This is a genomic window from Pelomicrobium sp. G1 (assembly GCF_051905455.1).
GTDB lineage: Bacteria > Pseudomonadota > Gammaproteobacteria > Burkholderiales > UBA6910 > Pelomicrobium.
The window spans coordinates 1-346 of sequence record NZ_JBQACR010000195.1 but is presented as its reverse complement, the minus strand read 5'-3'; the positions used below and the strand labels follow the sequence as shown (position 1 = coordinate 346).

Sequence of the window (346 nt, the reverse complement as noted above, 5' to 3'; positions counted from 1 at the left end):
AGCAATGCAGGTATTCAACATCTCCAAGAGATAGGTGAAGTCTCGTTTGAGAATTGGAAACGAGTTCTCGCCGTCCATCTTGATGGAGCTTTCTTAACGACCCGAGAGTGTCTCAAATACATGTACGCGCAAGGAGGGGGAACCGTAATCCTGATGGGATCCGTACACTCCAAGGAAGCCTCTCCGCTGAAGGGACCCTACGTGGTAGCGAAGCATGGTCTGCTTGGCCTTTGCAGGGTAATTGCGAAAGAAGGCGCTCGTTATGGAGTGCGTGCCAACGTGATTTGTCCAGGATTCGTCAAAACGCCATTAGTCGAGCGACAGATCCCACTGCTTGCTCAGCGGC

The 346-nt window shown here is 52.0% G+C and carries 1 protein-coding gene; it reads left to right on the top strand.

The window, feature by feature from the left end; translation table 11 throughout:
• Nucleotides 1-346 (top strand): SDR family NAD(P)-dependent oxidoreductase (locus tag ACTFO6_RS18145; protein ID WP_439935792.1); only part of this gene is annotated, 346 nt, incomplete at both ends.